This is a genomic window from Bradyrhizobium sp. MOS003 (assembly GCF_003020125.1).
Taxonomy (GTDB): domain Bacteria; phylum Pseudomonadota; class Alphaproteobacteria; order Rhizobiales; family Xanthobacteraceae; genus Bradyrhizobium.
Genome location: NZ_PYFW01000003.1, coordinates 270996 through 287630, shown reverse-complemented (window position 1 = coordinate 287630; position 16635 = coordinate 270996). Strand labels below are relative to the sequence as shown.

Below are 16635 nucleotides of genomic sequence, written 5' to 3'. Positions count from 1 at the left end.
TTGTCTCACATCAAAGATCGCCGCGAACTCGGCTCCCCACGCGACCTGACGAACCATATGATTATCGAATCGTTTCCTGCCTCGTGCGAGGCGAGCAACCGGGATCGCGGCGATCGAAGCGATCGCAACTTTGCCGGTTCAGCATGAGATGCGGACGACTTGCCTCACGCCGCGCGGACAGAGTTCAGGAACTTGCCGACCTCGAGCTTGAGACGGTTGGAATCGCGCGACAGCATCTGCGCTGCCGACAGCACCTGCGAGGACGCCGCGCCGGTTTCGGAGGCGCCGCGCTGGACGTCGCCGACATTCGACGAGACCTGCTGGGTGCCCTGCGCGGCCTGCTGGACGTTGCGGGCAATCTCCTGGGTCGCCGCGCCCTGCTGTTCCACGGCCGCGGCGATCGCCGCAGCAATCTCCGACAGGCGCGCGATGGTGCCGCTGATTTCGCCGATGGCGTTGACGGAGTCCTGGGTCGCCGTCTGGATGCCGCCGATCTGCTGGCCGATCTCGCCTGTGGCCTTGGCCGTCTGTTCGGCGAGCGCCTTGACCTCGGACGCCACCACCGCGAAGCCGCGACCGGCTTCACCCGCCCGCGCGGCCTCGATCGTGGCATTGAGCGCGAGCAGATTGGTCTGGCCCGCGATCGCGTTGATGAGCTCGACCACATCGCCGATCCGGGCAGCCGCACGCGACAATTCGCTGACTCGATCAGTGGTGACGTGCGCCTGGTTGACCGCCTCGCTCGCGATCTTGGTGGAGTCCTGCACCTGCCGGCTGATCTCGCGAACGGAAGACGACATCTCCTCGGCGGCCGAGGCCACCGAATGAACGTTGCTGGACGCGGCCTCCGAGCCGGTTGCAACCGCCGTCGCCAATTCCTTCGCGCGGCCCGCGGTCGAGGACAGGGTGGAGGCCGAAGCCTCGAGCTCCGTTGCGGCCGACGACACCGTCTCGACGATCTCGCCGATCGCGGCCTCGAAGCCGTCGGCGAGCCTGGTCATGTCGGATTTACGTTGGCTCTCGGCGCGGCGCTGCACCGCCTGCACCTCGTCACGGCTGAAGCGGATGATGGTCTGCACGGTCTGAAGGTTGCGCAGCGCCTCGCCGATCTCGTCGTCGCGCTCGATCACGATGCGGTTGTCGAGCTTGTCCTGCACGAGGTTGACCAGGGTGTCGTTGAGCTGCTGCATCGGTCCCTGGATCGCGCGCATGGTCGCAAGACCCGCGAAGCCGGCGACGAAGGCGCCAACGACGGCCAGCGCCGACAGCATCAGGCTGGCCGAACCGCCGGAGGCAAGCGCGCCGCCGACGCCGAGCGCGAGCATGACCAGCACCTGGAGCACCATCGTCGTGACGAGGCGCGCCCTCAGCGTCCCGGTGATGACGCTGAAGCGGTCGAGCCACGAGCGGCGACGGATGATGCCGGCATCGACGCGATAACCATGCGACTTCTTCTCGCGAATCGCGGCGTAGACCTCCTCGGCGAGCTTGCGCTGGTCGACCGGCAGTTTTGTGCGGATCGAAGTGTAGCCTTTGACCTGGCCATTCTCCCGGATCGGCGACGCCGTCGCCAGCACCCAGTAGAAGTCGCCGTTCTTGCGGCGGTTCTTCACCGCGCCGAGCCACGGCTTGCCGGCCTTGAGCGTATCCCAGAGATTGTCGAACGCCTCCGGCGGCATGTCGGGGTGGCGGACGATGTTGTGCGGCTGGCCCATCAGCTCGGCCGATGTGAAGCCGGCGGCGGCGAGGAAGTCTTCGTTGAAGTAGGTGAGCTTGCCCTTGAGATCAGTCCGCGAAACGATCAGCGTCTCGTCGCTGACCGGATATTCGACATCAGTGACGGGAAGATTCTTGCGCATTGGGCCCCCAAAAAATCGATAGAGTAAAGGTCAAATTCAATCGGGAACCGCCCGCACTGAGCCCGCCCTCCAAGGGGCTGCTCTCTGTGAATCTTCGTAAATCCGACTTAACCATCCATGAAACGGCTCGCCCGTAACAATACGGGCAATCCGCCAACATACTACTTTTGAGCGACATCATCCTACCGCGCAAACGAAACGAGCGGCGCTTTTGGCGCCGCTCGTCGTTCGATCGGATGAAGGATCAGGCTGCGCGGACGTTGGACAGGAACTTGCTGACTTCGTTCTTCAGCCGGCCCGAGTCGTTCGACAGCATTTGCGCAGCCGACAGCACCTGCGAAGAGGCCGAGCCGGTCTCGGTCGCACCGCGCTGCACGTCGGTGATGTTGGAGGAGACCTGCTGGGTGCCCTGCGCGGCCTGCTGCACGTTGCGGGCGATCTCCTGGGTCGCCGCGCCCTGCTCTTCCACCGCCGCTGCAATCGCCGACGAAATCTCCGAGAGGCGCTCGATGGTCGAGGAGATCTCCTTGATGGCGCCGACCGAGTCGTTGGTCGCCGCCTGGATGCCGGAGATCTGCTGACCGATCTCGCCGGTCGCTTTCGCAGTCTGCTCGGCGAGCGCCTTCACCTCGGAGGCGACGACCGCGAAGCCGCGGCCGGCCTCACCGGCACGTGCGGCTTCGATGGTCGCGTTCAGGGCGAGAAGGTTGGTCTGGCCTGCGATGGTGTTGATCAGCTCGACCACGTCGCCGATGCGGGCAGCTGCCTTGGACAGCTCGCTGACGCGCTCGGTGGTGGCACGGGCCTGGCCGACGGCATCGCCCGCCATCCGCGCCGATTCCTGCACCTGACGGCTGATCTCGCCGACCGACGAGGCCATCTCTTCGGTCGCCGAAGCCACCGACTGCACGTTGGTCGAGGCTTCTTCCGAAGCACCGGCCACCGTGGTGGCCAGCCTCTGGGAGCGTTCGGCCGTCCCTGTCAGAGTGGTGGCCGAGGCCTCGAGCTGGGTCGAAGCGGAGGACACCGTGCCGATGATCTCACCCACGGCTCCCTCGAAGTCGTCGGCAAGCTTCAGCATGTCCGCCTTGCGCTGCTCTGCGTTGCGGCGCTCGGCTTCGACCTGTTCCGCCTTCAGGCGTTCCACTTCGATCGCATTGGTCTTGAAGACCTGGACCGCATTGGCCATCTGGCCGATTTCGTCCTTCCGTTCGGTGGACGATATCGCAACGGACGTATCGCCCTTGGCGAGAACGCCCATCTCGGTCGTGATGCGCTGGATGGGCCGGGTGACCACGACGGCGACGCCAAAAGCGCCGGCCAGCGAGAGCAGCAAAGTGACGATACCGCCAACCAGCATGGCCATCGTCGCGTTGGCCGATGCGGCATCGGAAGCCACGGCACGCGTCGTCAGCAGCGACCGCTCTTCTGCATCCATCTCCTGCACGACGGCGCGCAATCCATCCATGGACTTCTTGCCGGCGCCGGATGCCTCGAATTCCCGTGCCTTGGACTGCGTTGCAGGATCCTTCATCATCGCGATTTCGCGCTGCGCGACATTGGCCGTCCAGTCACTGGCGAACGCCTTCACGCGTTCGAGGCGCTTCTGCTGAACCGCGTTATCCGATGTCAGACTGCCAACCTTGGCCGCGGCCGCCTGAAACTGCTTCTGGCCGGATTCGTAAGGTCCGAGAAAGGCGCTGTCCGCGGAAACGAGGAAGCCGCGCACACCGGTCTCCGAATTGACCATGGCTCCGACGAGGTCGGAGAGCTGCTCCAGCACCTGATAGGTATGCACCGTCATCTTCGACGTGGAGTTCATCACGCTCAGCGAATTGTAGATCGCAGCGGTGCTCCCGGCGACGACGAGACAGATCGCCGCAAATACCGCAGAAACCTTCATCGAAATGCGAACGTTGTTGATCCAAGACATCAAATTTCCTCAGTATTTCCGGTTGAAATGCTCATCGGGCGGCCAGGCGGCCTAACCTCGGCAAGTTCTGACTTGAGGATTATACCGTCCGCGAGATCGTTCACCCTTAACGGAACTGCGTAGTCTTACTGAGCCAGCATCATAAAACAGTCCGGACTTTTGCGGGCATGTTCAAGAATGCGCGGAGGAGCGTCTCGTGACATACGGTTGCAATTGCCGGTCTGGTCGACACTGCGGCCGGCATTGCCCGCCGAGCAGGTCCGCCCTTCGGCCGATGCCCGAAAATAAAAGAGCGGCGCACAGCGCCACTCTTGATTAGCGGAGGACGCGCGTTCGCCTCTAAGCTGCGCGGACGTTGGACAGGAACTTGCTGACTTCGTTCTTCAGCCGGCCCGAGTCGTTCGACAGCATTTGCGCAGCCGACAGCACCTGCGAAGAGGCCGAGCCGGTCTCGGTCGCACCGCGCTGCACGTCGGTGATGTTGGAGGAGACCTGCTGGGTGCCCTGCGCGGCCTGCTGCACGTTGCGGGCGATCTCCTGGGTCGCTGCACCCTGCTCTTCCACCGCCGCTGCAATCGCCGACGAAATCTCCGAGAGGCGCTCGATGGTCGAGGAGATCTCCTTGATGGCGCCGACCGAGTCGTTGGTCGCCGCCTGGATGCCGGAGATCTGCTGACCGATCTCGCCGGTCGCTTTCGCAGTCTGCTCGGCGAGCGCCTTCACCTCGGAGGCGACGACCGCGAAGCCGCGGCCGGCCTCACCGGCACGTGCGGCTTCGATGGTCGCGTTCAGGGCGAGCAGGTTGGTCTGGCCTGCGATGGTGTTGATCAGCTCGACCACGTCGCCGATGCGGGCAGCTGCCTTGGACAGCTCGCTGACGCGCTCGGTGGTGGCACGGGCCTGGCCGACGGCGTCGCCCGCCATCCGCGCCGATTCCTGCACCTGACGGCTGATCTCGCCGACCGACGAGGCCATCTCCTCGGTCGCCGAGGCGACCGATTGCACGTTGGTCGAGGCTTCCTCCGAAGCGCTGGCAACTGTGGTCGCCAGTCTCTGGGAGCGGTCGGCGGTCGAGGTCAGCGTCGACGCCGAGGCCTCCAACTGGGTCGAGGCCGACGATACGGTCTGGACGATCTCGCCGATCATGGTTTCGAATTCACGGGTGATGTTGTCGACGCGGCGGCCACGCTCGATCTTGGCTTCGGCATCCGCAGCCGCGGCCTCGTCGGAGGCCTTCTTGGCGATCAGAGCCTCCTTGAAGATCTGGAGCACGTCGGCCATGGCACCGATCTCGGTCTTCTCGCCCCGGTGCGGGACGTCGGCGGAAAGGTCGCCCTTGCCCAACGCCTGCATCGGCTCGATGATGGAGTTAATGCCCTTCGAGACGTCCTGGACCAGATAATAGCCGACGCCGATGCCGATAATGACGGCGGCGCCGAGGATGATCGAGACCAGCATGAAAGCATAATTGTAGCTGTCGGCAGCGTCCTGAGCTGCCTGATCGCCGCCCTTGGTGTTGAGCTCGATGTCCTTGTTCAAAATCTCGTCGGCCTTGAGTCCGATCTTGTTGACCTTGACGTTGAGCTCATGGGCCTCGTGCGGGACCTGGCCAACCTCCTTGCGCGACAGCGCCATCACGTCCTGAGTACCCCTCTTGTACTCCTCCCAGACCTGGGACCATTCGTTGTAAAGCGCACGCTCCTCCGGAGAGGTGATCATCGGTTCATACTTCTGGCGGAACTTGGTATTCGCTTCGATCACCGTCGCCAGGGTCTTTTCGTTTGTGAGCTTCGCCTCCAACGTTTCAGCCAGCATGTGCTCGCGGATCACGTTGCGATAGGTGATCACGCCGGCGCGCAAATCGCCCAGGACCCGCACGCTCGGCAGCCAGCTCGTGGTGATGTCGACAGTATTGGCGTTCATCGACCGCATCTTCGTAACGGCCAGGAGACCCATGCCGGCCATCGCGACCAGCAGGAACGCCACGACGCTGATGATCTTGGCGCGGATGGAAATGGTGGCGAGCATAATCGGGTCTCTTTGTGCTGGCGCGGTGCGGTTATTACGAATCAACCAAAAGGAGCTGCACCAACATCCAACACCAGAGCGCCTGCGCAGATGTTAACTACGACTCCGTACGAGTACGGAGCCTGAAAGAGATGAACAGGCCGCTAAAAATGCTCTGCGCTCAGCGCATGAGCCTAAGCGCGTCGGCGAAAAACTCGGCGCCGCCGAAGTTTCCGGACTTCAAAGCGAGCAGCATGTCGGCTTTGCCGCCCACCGAATGGAGCACCGGAACGCCTGCCGCGATCTCGACCCCGACGAGAAATCCGGGGATCTTCAGCCGATCGACCACCGCACCGGAAGTCTCTCCGCCGGCGACGATCAGGCGCTGAACGCCTGATTTTACGAGATTTTCTGCAATATCTGCCATGGCCTGCTCGATCGCGTGGCCGGCCGCGTCGCGACCGTGCCGCGCCTGCAATGCAGCGACCTGGTCGGGTGTCGCGCTCGAGGCGATCAGCACCGGGCCCTCCGCAAGCCGCGGCCTTGCCCAATCCAGCGCGCGCTGTGCTTCGCCGCCCCCCGTAATGATACTGTCCGGATCGAGGTGTAGCACCGGCATGACCCGTTCGGCGTTGGCGATCTGCTGAAGCGTCGCCTGGGAGCAGCTCCCGGCGAGGCAGGCCGCCAGTCCGCCGACGGCCGTGCCGGTCTCGCCGTCCGCCTTGGCTGGCTTGATTTGACCCGTCGACACCAGGGCACGCGCGAGCCCGAGGCCGATGCCAGAGGCGCCGACCGACAGGCGGTGCTCGGCGGCGACGAGGCCGATGGTCTCGAGGTCGCGGTCGAAGACCGCGTCGATGATGGCGGCGCCGATGCGCTTGGCCACCAGCTCGGCCAGCCGCGCCCGCACGGCATCCGCGCCGCGCGTGACGGTGGCGAGGTCGACGAGGCCGATCTGCGTCCTGCTCTGGCGCGCCAGCACGCGCACCAGATTGGAATCATGCATCGGGTTGAGCGGATGGTCCTTCAGCGGGCTCTCGTTCAGCGGCACCGCGCCGACGAACAGGTTGCCCTGGTAGACGGTGCGGCCCGTCTCCGGGAACGCCGGTGTCACCAGCACGGCGCCCTCGCCGGCGTCGGCGCGCAGTGCGTCCATCACCGGGCCGATATTGCCTGCATCGGTGGAATCGAAGGTCGAGCAGATCTTGAACAGCACATGGCCCGCGCCGCGGCCGCGCAGCCATTGATCCGCCGCGCGCGAACGCGACACGGCAAGGCCGGCTTCGATTGAGCGGCTCTTCAGCGACACCACGACGGCATCGACCTCGGGCAGTGCGAGATCGTCCGCGGGCACGCCGATGGTCTGCACGGTGCGCAGGCCCGCGCGCGTCAGGGTGTTGGCGAGATCGGAGGCGCCGGTGTAATCGTCGGCTATGCAGCCAAGGGAGATTTTCGCTGCAAGTGTCACGGCTTCACTCCAGCGTAGGGCTTGAACCAGGCAAGACCGTCGGTGGTCTTGCCGCGCGGATTGTATTCGCAGCCCACGAAGCCGGCATAGCCGAGCCGGTCGAGTTCTTCGAACAGAAACGGATAATTCAGCTCCTCGCCATCGGGCTCGTTGCGCGAGGGAATGCTGGCGATCTGGACGTGGCCGATGATCGGCATCATCTCACGCAGCCGCATGGTGACGTCGCCATGAATGATCTGGCAGTGATAGATGTCGAACTGCAGCTTCAGGTTTGGAAGCCTCAGCTCCTGGATCAGATCGCGCGCGAAGCCGAAATCGTTGAGGAAGTAGCCGGGCACGTTGCGCGCATTGATCGGCTCGAGCACGATGTCGATGCCGTGCGGGGCGAAGAATTCCGCAGCCCATGCCACCGATTTGTAGAACGCCTCGATCGCGACGCGCTCGCCGCGATTGGCGATGCCGGCCATCAAATGCAGCCGTTTGACGCCGGTCGCCTTGGCGTAAGGCAGCGCCGTCTCCAGGCCCGCCTTGAGTTCGGAGAAGCGCGAGGGGAGCGCGGCAAAACCCTTCTCGCCGGCGTTCCAGTCGCCCGGCGGCAGGTTGAACAGCGCCTGGGTCAGCCCGTTGCGCTCGAGGCGCTCGCCGACCGCCTCGGCAGGGTGCTCATAGGGAAAGAGAAACTCGACCGCGGTGAAGCCGGCTTGCGCTGCGGCATCGAAGCGATCGAGGAACGGCACCTCGGTGAACATCATCGAGAGATTGGCGGCAAAACGGGGCATTGGATTCCTCTTCTTTACTTGTCGCCCGGCAGCTTGACGCCGGTGACCTGCGCATACATCCGCGCCACCGAGGCGTCGTCGTCGCGACCCATGCCGGCGGCTGATGTCATCAGGAACATCTGGAGTGCGGCGGCGGAGACCGGCACCGGGAATCTGGCGCTGCGGGCCATGTCCTGGATGATGCCGAGATCCTTGACGAAGATCTCGACCGCGCTGCGCGGCGTATAATCGCCGTCCAGCACGTGCGGAATGCGGTTCTCGAACATCCAGGAATTGCCGGCGGAGGCCGTGATCACCTCGTAGACCTTACGGATGTCGAGGCCCTGCTTGGCGGCGAACGCGATCGCCTCCGAGGCGGCGGCGATATGCACGCCGGCGAGCAGCTGGTTGATCATCTTGAAGGCTGCGCCCTGGCCGGCGGCATCGCCGAGCTCGTAGAGCTTCGCGGCCATGGCATCGAGCGCGGGTCGGGCCTTCGCGAACGCAGTGGGGCTGCCGGAGGCGAGGATCGTCAGCTCGCCCTGCGCGGCGCGCTGCGCGCCGCCCGAAATCGGTGCATCCAGATAATGCCGGCCGGTCGCCTCCAGCTGCTTGGCAAGACGACGCGCCACATCGGGGTCCATGGTGGCGGAGGATACGAAGACGCTGCCTTCGGGCATGGTCTCGGCGGCACCATCCTTGCCGAACAGGACGGCTTCAGTCTGCGCGGCATTGACGACGACGCTGACGACGATGTCCGCGCCCTTGGCGGCCTCGGCCGGCGTCTTGGCACCCGCACCGCCATCCTTCACGAAACGCGCCACCGCCTCGGCCGACACGTCGCAGCCGGCGACGGCGTGGCCGACGCGCTTCAGCGAGGTCGCCATGCCAAACCCCATCGAGCCGAGCCCGATGACCGCGATGCGCTGATTCTGTGAATTGGAGGCGGACATGCAACTAACCCTTGCGAACGTTTCCCGGACGGCCGGCTTTTGCGTCGGCTCGACGAACCGATATCACGGCTTGGCCGCGCTGCCAAAGCGTGAGACAAGCAGGCATGACGGCCATGAGACCTGAAGCGAGCAACGAGACGCGGCTGCGCGAGGACATCTGCCGCTTCGGACGGTCGCTGTTCGAGCGCGGGCTGACGCCGGGCTCCTCCGGCAATATCAGCGTCAGGCTGGACGGCGGCGGCTGGCTGGTGACGCCGACCAATGCCTCGCTCGGTTTCCTCGATCCTGCGAAGCTGTCGCGGCTCGACGAAAGGGGCCAGCTGGTGTCGGGCGATGCCCCGACTAAGGAAGTTCCGCTGCACAACGCGCTTTACGACACGCGCGGCACTGCACGCGCCATCGTACATCTGCATTCGACACACTCGGTCGCGCTCTCGATGCTGCCCGAGATCGACCCGCGCGCCGCGCTGCCGCCGATGACGGCCTATTACCTGATGAAATGCGGTGCCATCGCGCTCGTGCCGTACTACCGCCCCGGCGATCCCGCGGTGGCGGATGCGATCAAGGGACTGGCGGGGAAATATTCATCGGTGCTGCTCGCCAATCACGGCCCGGTCGTTGCCGGCGACACGCTGGAGGCCGCAGTGTTCGCGACCGAGGAGCTGGAGGAGACGGCGAAGCTGTACCTGCTGCTGCGCGGGATGAACCCGCGCTACCTTTCGCCGGAGCAGGTGACGGATCTTGTGAAAGTGTTCGGAGTGACGCTGCCGGAACATGGGCACGAGCATTAGACGCGGCTCTCTCCTCGTCATTGCGAGCGCAGCGAAGCAATCCAGAGTCTTTCCGCGGCGGCAGTCTGGATTGCTTCACTGCGCTCGCAATGACGGAGGATGTGGGGACGGTCGAGCTACTCCCCCGGCGGCACTGCCGTAGGGTGGGCAAAGCGGAGCGTGCCCACGTCCTGTATGCGATCAGAACCAAATGGTGGGCATGGCGCGAGTGCGCCTTTGCCCACCTTACGAACTCGCTCCTGCAACTACAGCCCCAGATACGCCTTCCTCACATCCGGATTGCCCCTGATCTCGGCGGCCGGCCCCTGCATCAGCACGCGGCCGGTTTGCAGGATGTAGGCGCGGTCGGCGATCTCCAGGCACTCGGCCATGCGCTGCTCGACGATCAGCACGGTCATGCCGGCGTCGCGGATGCGCAGGACCGCCTGGAAGATCTCGTCGACCAGTTTCGGCATGATGCCCTGCGAGGGTTCGTCGAGCATCAACAACCGTGGGCGCGTCATCAGCGCGCGGCCGATCGCGAGCATCTGCTGCTCGCCGCCGGAGAGCGTCTCGGCGCGCTGCTCCAGGCGTTCGGACAGGCGGGGAAACAGCGTGAAGACGAGATCGAGCGGCGCTTCGCGGTCGGTTTCGCTGCGGTAGAGATAGCTGCCGAGGCGAAGATTGTCGCGCACCGACAGGCGCGGGAACAGGCGGCGGTTCTCCGGCACATAGGCGATGCCGGCCGCCGTGATGTGGTGCTGCGCCATGCCGTTGATCTGCTTGCCGTCGAAGGTGACGCTGCCAGAGCGCGGACGCTCGGCACCGGCGATGGATTTCAGCAACGTCGACTTGCCCGCGCCGTTGGCACCGGCGACGCAGACGATCTCGCCCTTCTGGACCTCGATCGAGATCGCGGAGATCGCGACCAGGCCCTGATAGGCGGTCGTGACTTCACGCACCGACAGCATGACGATCTCCCAGATATGCCTTGATCACCTTGGGATCGCGGACGACGTCGTTAGGCTTGCCCTCGACCAGCACCTTGCCGAGGTCGAGCACGATGGCACGGTCGACCAGCGGCATCACGATCTCCATGACGTGCTCGACCATCAACACGGTGATGCCGGCATCGCGCACCTTGCGCACCAGCGCGACACCGGTCTGCGCCTCGGTCGGCGTCAGGCCGGTGAGGACTTCGTCGAGCAGCAGCAGCTTCGGCTCGGTCGCGAGCGCGCGGGCGACTTCGAGGCGACGCTTCTCGGCCGGCACGAGGTCGCTGGCGAGCACGTGGGCGCGCGCGGCAAGGCCGGTGAACTCCAGCACCTCGTGCGCCTTGCGGCGCGCCTCGCGCATCACCGTGTTGCGCACCAGCGCACCGACGATGACGTTGTCGATAACGGTCATGGTCTCGAAGCTCTTGACCACCTGGAAGGTGCGCCCGACACCGCGCTGGCAGCGTTCCGCCGCCGGCATGTGCGTGACGTCCTCGCCGTCGAATAGAATCGAGCCTTGCGTCGGCGGCAGCACGCCGGCGATGAGATTGAACAGCGTCGACTTGCCGGCGCCATTGGGGCCGATCAGGCCGACGATCTCGCCGCGGCCAACCGAGATCGAGACGTCGCTGTTGGCGACGAGGCCGCCGAACCGCTGCCAGACGCCGCGGGTTTCAAGGAGCGCGGTCATCGGACGGCTCCAGTTTTCTTCGGTCGCGAAAACAAGCTGAGCAGGCCCCGCGGCAAGGCTAGTGAAATTAGCACGATCAGCGTGCCGTAGACGATGAGGTCGACGCCGCGCCCCGAGCCACCGAACTTGAAGCGCGTCAGCTCCGTCAGCGGGATCAGGATGGCGGCCCCTAACACCGGTCCCCACAGGGTGCCGATGCCGCCGAGCACGGCGGGCAGCGCCATCAGCAACGAGAACTGGAATCCCATGACGCTCTCAGGATCGATGTAGGAGACGAACTGGGCGTAGAAGCTGCCACCCACCGCGACCAGGAAGGCGGAGACGGCGGCCGCGCCCATCTTGGAATTGAACACGTCGACACCGAGGCTCTCGGCCGCGTCCGGATTGTCCTTGACCGCGCGCCACCAGAATCCCCATTTGGAATTCTCCAGCCACCAGGTGACGAACCAGGCGAGGCAGCACAGCGCCAGCGCGAAATAGAAGTACGGCAGCTTGGTGCGCAGGAACTGGAATTTCAGCCAGCTATCGCCGCGGATCGGAATCGTGATGCCCATCGCGGCGCCGGCCCATTCCCAGTTGTGGAACAGGAGCAGGCCGATCTCGGCGATGACGATGGTGGCGATCACGTAGTAGTGGCCGCGCAGGCGGAAGAAGGGATAACCAAGCCCCATCGCGATCAGCGCCGACACCACGCCGCCGGCCAGCATGCCGAACCAGGGCAGCACGCCGAACTTCGTGAACAGCAGCTCGGTGGTGTAGGCACCCAGTCCGAAATACAGCGCGTGCCCGAGCGAGATCTGCCCGCAATATCCGGACAGGATGTTCCAGCTCTGCGACAAGCCCGCATACATCAGAGTCAGGATCAGGATGTTCTGGACGACGACGTCCTTCACGAACAACGGCGTCGCTGCGGCAATCGCGGCGAGCAACGCGGCGATGATGAGGTCGCGGCGGCGCCGCGCTGCAAATTCCTTGTCCATCAGATCGATCCGAACAGGCCGCGCGGCCGGATGAAGACGACCAGCAGATAGACCGCGTAGATGCCGACCGATTTCAGCGATGGCGGCAGCACCAGCGCGGTGGTGGCTTCGACAAGGCCGACGATGATGCCGCCGGCGAAGGCGCCGAACACGCTGCCGAAGCCGCCGAGCGCCACCGTGACATAGGCGATCAAGGCAAAGGACGCGCCGACATCGGGATAGATATAGAAGAAGCTTGCCATGATCGCACCGGCGAGACCGACCAGCGCGGCACCAAGGCCCCAGCCGAACGCAAACACGCGGTTCTTGTCGATGCCGACCAGCGCGACCGCACCGGGATCTTCACGGGTAGCCTCCAGCGCGCGGCCGAAATCGGTGCGATGGATGAAGAAATAGAGACCGGCAAAAGCGAGGATCGAGACCAGCGCACCGACCAACTGCGGTTCCGGCAGGAAGATGCCGCCGATCGAAATGGTTTTGCCGCCGAGCCAGGAGTGCGGAATGCTGCGATAATCCGGCGTGAAGAAGAACTGCGCCAGGCCCCGCATCACGATGGCAAGGCCGAAAGTGGTGAAGATCTGCACCATGCCGGCATTGGCCTTGGCCCGCATGGCGAAGCGTACAATGAGCAAATAGACCACCGCTCCGAAGATGAAGAGCGCGGCGGCGACCAGCGGCGCCGACAGCAAGGGGTCGATCGCGAAGAACGCGAACAGGAAAAAGGACAGGTACATCGCGATCATCAGGAACTCGCCATGGGCGAAGTTCGTGACGTCCATCAGGCCGAAGATCAGCGCGAGGCCGACCGCGATCAGTCCGTACAGCAGGCCCATGAGGAGGCCGCTCGCGAGACTCTGGATAATGGCTTGGGCTGTCAAAAGTCTGTCCCCCGAAATCAATCCTCATCCTGAGAAGCGCGCACAAGCGCGCGTCTCAAAGGATGGCCCGGCCCTTGTTCTTCGAGACGCGGGCTACGCCCGCTCCTCAGGATGAGAGCGGGAGCTGCACCTGAGCTCCCGCGTCCCAGTCTCACTTCATCGGCCAGACCGCCTCGGCGATCGCGGCCTGCGGCGGGAAGATGGTGACGAACTTGCCGCCGATATATTGCAGCAGCACCGGGTCGGCGTCGTTGTTCTGGCCCATCTCGTCGAACTTGACGCGCTTCCAGGGCATGATGGTCTGCTCGCCCGGGATGTCGGTCGCCGCCAGCGCATCGCGGATCTTCTCGCCGTCGGTAGACTTGGCGCGGTTGATGGCGTCGGCGAGGATGATCAGGCCCATGAACTGGCGCGAGGTGAGGTCGTTGAAGTCCTTGCCCGAGCGCGTCTTGAACATGTCGTTGATCTTGCCGACCATCGGGCGCTTCTGCGCGAGGTCGAGCGAGAAGGTGCCGCGCGAGATCACGCCTTCGAGCTTGTCGCCGACGGCATCGTAAAGTGCCTTCTCGGAGAAACCGGCGTCCTGCGCCACGATCGCGTTCGGCTTGTAGCCGAGTTCGGCCATGGTCTTGACCAGCAGGATGCCGTCGGTGGTGTAGCTCGAGGGCATCAGCACGTCGGCGTTCGCGGACTTAAGCTGCTGCACCTCGGCCGAGAGCGAAGGCGAATTGGCGCGATACTTGATGTCGGTGACGATCTTGTAGCCGCGCTCGCCGGCGATCTTGGCCTGGGCATTGCCGGAATCGGTGCCGAAGATGGTGTCCTCGTGGAACAGCGACAGCGTCTCGATCTTGGTGCCCTTCTTCTTCAAGGCGTCGAAGAAGTCGAACATCGCGGCCGAGTACATTTCATCATGCGGCGCGGCGCGGAAATAATACTTCAGGCCGCGGCGATGCAGGCTGGGCGAGGAATTGTCGGCGGAGACGAACGGGACCTGGTAGCGCTCGCAGATCTGGCTGACGGTGACCGCGACCGCGCTCTGATAGGTGCCGATGATGGCGGAGACCTTCTCCTGCGTGATCAGGCGCTCGGCCTCGGCGCGGCCCTTCTGCGGATCGGCCTGGTGATCGGCGAACACGAGACGGACCTTGGCGCCGCCAAGGCCCGGCAGGCCTTCGCCCTTGGCCAGCGGCAGGTCGAAATCGGTATCCTTGTTGATGACCTCGAGCGCGGTCTCATAGGCCTTCTGCGCATCGACGCCCTGCTGCGCGCTGCCGCCGGAGAACGGATAGATCACGCCGATCACGACTTCCGAGGTCTGTGCGCGTGCAGCCAGCGGCACCAGCGCAGCGGTGGCGGTGGCACCCAACAATACGTCGCGGCGAGTGATCGTCATGGCAGAGTCCTCTTTGACTGAATTTCAGCTGATCGAATGAAGCTATTGATGGATACGGTAAAGCTCGAAGAAGCAGCAAATGCTGCCCACTAAATCACGGCCATGGTCCTGTTCTTGAGATCCGTCACCAGCATCAGGCCGGGCGAATGCGTGATGGCGAACGGGAGCTTGGCGGCATTGATCACCGATTGCGGTGTCACGCCGCAGGCCCAGAACACCGGAATCTCGTCGTCGGCGACCGGCACCGGATCACCATAATCCGGCTTGGCGATGTCCTTGATGCCGATCAGATGCGGATGGCCGAGATGCACGGGCGCGCCATGCACGGCGGGATAGCGCGAGGTGATCTGCACCGCGCGGATCGCATCGGCCGGCTTGAACGGACGCATCGACACCACCATGGGACCGGCGAATGGACCGGCCTCGCCGCAGGCGATGTTTGTGCGGTACATCGGGACGCGCACGTTCTTCTCGATGTGGCGGATAGGCATGCCCTCGTCGAGCAAGGCCTCTTCGAACGAGAAGGAGCAGCCGAGCACAAAGGTCACGAGGTCGTCACGCCAATGCTTCGTCACGTCGGTCGGCTCGTCGACGACCTCGCCGTCGCGCCAGACGCGGTAGCGCGGCACGTCGGTGCGGATGTCGAGATCGGCGCCGAGCGAAGGGATGTGTGGGCTGCCGACATCGGACATGCCGATGATCGGGCACGGCTTCGGATTGAGCTGGCAGAAGCGATGAAAGGCGCTGGCATATTCCGCCGGCAGGATCGCCAGATTGCCCTGAACGAAGCCGGGAGCGACGCCGGCGGTGGAGGCGACCAGCCCTTGCCGGTAGGCAAGCCGCGCCGTGCGGCTCGGGAGCGCGTCGGGTGTTTCAGTTTGCTGCGCTGCCAACAAAACAGTCATGTGATCGACCTGCCTATAAACTCGACAAAGACAGCCAACACCAAGCATGCTATAAAGTCTAATCGTCCTTTCTAATGGATATCGATAAATTAATTTTATCGAACAGGAAAATCCTTCCAATGCTGGACTTCAGGTCGATCGAGACTTTTCTCTGGGTCGTAAAGCTCGGCAGCTTCCGCGGCGCCGCAGCACGGCTCAATACGACCCAGCCGGCGATCTCCCAGCGCATCGCCCAGCTCGAGCGCGAGATGGGTGTCAAGCTCCTCAATCGCGACCACCGCGTGGCATCACCGACACCGAGCGGCCGGCAGATGATGGTCTATGCGGAGAAACTGATCGGCCTGCGTGCTCAGATGATGGCCGAGGTCGGCGACCGCTCCGCGATGCGCGGAGTGATGCGGCTCGGTGTCGCCGAGACCATCGTGCACACCTGGTTGCCGCGCCTCGTGAAGAGCGTGAATCAGGTCTATCCGAACCTGTCACTGGAGATCGAGGTCGACATCACCCCAAACCTGACCGCGCGCCTGCTGGCGCAGGAGATCGAGCTTGCCTTCGTGGTCGGACCGCTGTCGGCGTCCGGCGTGCACAACCGCGTGCTCGCCGATTACCCGATCGGCTTCCTCGCAAGCCCTTCGCTCGGCCTCGGCAAAGGCCGGGTGACGCCGGCGGAGCTCGCGCGCTTTCCGATCATCACCTTCCCGCGCAAGACCAAGCCTTACGAAGTCGTGCGCGAGGTCTTCGACCGGCCTGAGCTGCCGCCGATCCGGCTGCACGCATCCGCATCGCTCGCGACCGTCATCCACATGGCGGTCGAGGGCCTCGGCGTCGCCGTGATCCCCGACGCGATCGTCGAGAACGAGCTCGCCGACGGGCGGCTGCAACTGCTCGATACCGATCTCGCAATCGCACCGCTGACCTTCACCGCAAGCTGGCTTGCCTCACCCGACGTCGTCGCTGTGGAGCGCGTCGCCGAGCTTGCACGGCAGATTGCGCAGAGCAGCCTCGCAGTTGACGCGCCCGCGCTGGCACGGCATTGAAAAAG

General features: G+C 64.3%; 14 protein-coding genes. 2 read left to right on the top strand and 12 right to left on the bottom strand.

What is annotated here, in order from left to right; all coding sequences use genetic code 11:
- Positions 1-164 precede the first annotated feature (164 nt).
- From C7G42_RS16280 to ltnD, 6 genes are all read right to left on the bottom strand, one after another.
- Complete coding sequence (locus C7G42_RS16280; RefSeq protein ID WP_106949979.1) at positions 165-1859, bottom strand: methyl-accepting chemotaxis protein; 1695 nt, start codon at positions 1857-1859, stop codon at positions 165-167.
- A gap of 244 nt (positions 1860-2103) precedes the next feature.
- Positions 2104-3792 (bottom strand): methyl-accepting chemotaxis protein, encoded by a 1689-nt coding sequence (locus C7G42_RS16275; RefSeq protein WP_106949978.1) that lies wholly within the window; start codon positions 3790-3792, stop codon positions 2104-2106.
- A 339-nt stretch (positions 3793-4131) separates the two neighbouring features.
- The gene (locus C7G42_RS16270) at positions 4132-5820 is read right to left on the bottom strand and encodes a methyl-accepting chemotaxis protein (RefSeq protein ID WP_106949977.1); all 1689 of its coding nucleotides are present in this window, start codon (positions 5818-5820) and stop codon (positions 4132-4134) included.
- A gap of 160 nt (positions 5821-5980) precedes the next feature.
- The gene (gene otnK, locus C7G42_RS16265) at positions 5981-7267 is read right to left on the bottom strand and encodes a 3-oxo-tetronate kinase (protein WP_106949976.1); all 1287 of its coding nucleotides are present in this window, start codon (positions 7265-7267) and stop codon (positions 5981-5983) included.
- A complete protein-coding gene (gene otnI, locus C7G42_RS16260; protein WP_106949975.1) occupies positions 7264-8046 on the bottom strand; it encodes a 2-oxo-tetronate isomerase in 783 nt (260 codons plus the stop codon). Before otnI ends, otnK begins: the two co-directional genes overlap by 4 nt.
- Positions 8047-8060: 14 nt before the next feature.
- Complete coding sequence (gene ltnD / locus C7G42_RS16255) at positions 8061-8978, bottom strand: L-threonate dehydrogenase (protein ID WP_106949974.1); 918 nt, start codon at positions 8976-8978, stop codon at positions 8061-8063.
- A gap of 104 nt (positions 8979-9082) precedes the next feature.
- Here ltnD and otnC point away from each other — a divergent pair, with 104 nt between their 5' ends.
- Complete coding sequence (gene otnC / locus C7G42_RS16250; protein ID WP_199580940.1) at positions 9083-9769, top strand: 3-oxo-tetronate 4-phosphate decarboxylase; 687 nt, start codon at positions 9083-9085, stop codon at positions 9767-9769.
- 245 nt (positions 9770-10014) lie between these two features.
- On the opposite strand, the gene C7G42_RS16240 is transcribed toward otnC, so the two are convergent.
- From C7G42_RS16240 to C7G42_RS16215, 6 genes are all read right to left on the bottom strand, one after another.
- Positions 10015-10719 (bottom strand): ABC transporter ATP-binding protein, encoded by a 705-nt coding sequence (locus C7G42_RS16240; RefSeq protein ID WP_106949972.1) that lies wholly within the window; start codon positions 10717-10719, stop codon positions 10015-10017.
- Positions 10703-11434 (bottom strand): ABC transporter ATP-binding protein, encoded by a 732-nt coding sequence (locus C7G42_RS16235; protein WP_106949971.1) that lies wholly within the window; start codon positions 11432-11434, stop codon positions 10703-10705. The genes C7G42_RS16240 and C7G42_RS16235 overlap by 17 nt, the downstream gene beginning before the upstream one ends.
- Positions 11431-12414 carry a branched-chain amino acid ABC transporter permease gene (locus tag C7G42_RS16230; RefSeq protein ID WP_106949970.1) on the bottom strand — a complete coding sequence of 328 codons (984 nt, stop codon included), beginning with the start codon at positions 12412-12414 and terminating at the stop codon, positions 11431-11433. Before C7G42_RS16230 ends, C7G42_RS16235 begins: the two co-directional genes overlap by 4 nt.
- Positions 12414-13292, bottom strand: coding sequence for a branched-chain amino acid ABC transporter permease (locus C7G42_RS16225; RefSeq protein WP_106949969.1), 879 nt, complete (start codon positions 13290-13292; stop codon positions 12414-12416). Before C7G42_RS16225 ends, C7G42_RS16230 begins: the two co-directional genes overlap by 1 nt.
- 151 nt (positions 13293-13443) lie before the next feature.
- Positions 13444-14688 (bottom strand): ABC transporter substrate-binding protein, encoded by a 1245-nt coding sequence (locus C7G42_RS16220; protein WP_106949968.1) that lies wholly within the window; start codon positions 14686-14688, stop codon positions 13444-13446.
- An 89-nt stretch (positions 14689-14777) separates the two neighbouring features.
- Positions 14778-15593, bottom strand: coding sequence for a putative hydro-lyase (locus C7G42_RS16215; RefSeq protein WP_106949967.1), 816 nt, complete (start codon positions 15591-15593; stop codon positions 14778-14780).
- 119 nt (positions 15594-15712) lie between these two features.
- Here C7G42_RS16215 and C7G42_RS16210 point away from each other — a divergent pair, with 119 nt between their 5' ends.
- Positions 15713-16630: a LysR family transcriptional regulator gene (locus C7G42_RS16210; protein WP_094975306.1), complete on the top strand. Its 918-nt coding sequence runs from the start codon at positions 15713-15715 to the stop codon at positions 16628-16630.
- Positions 16631-16635: the final 5 nt, after the last annotated feature.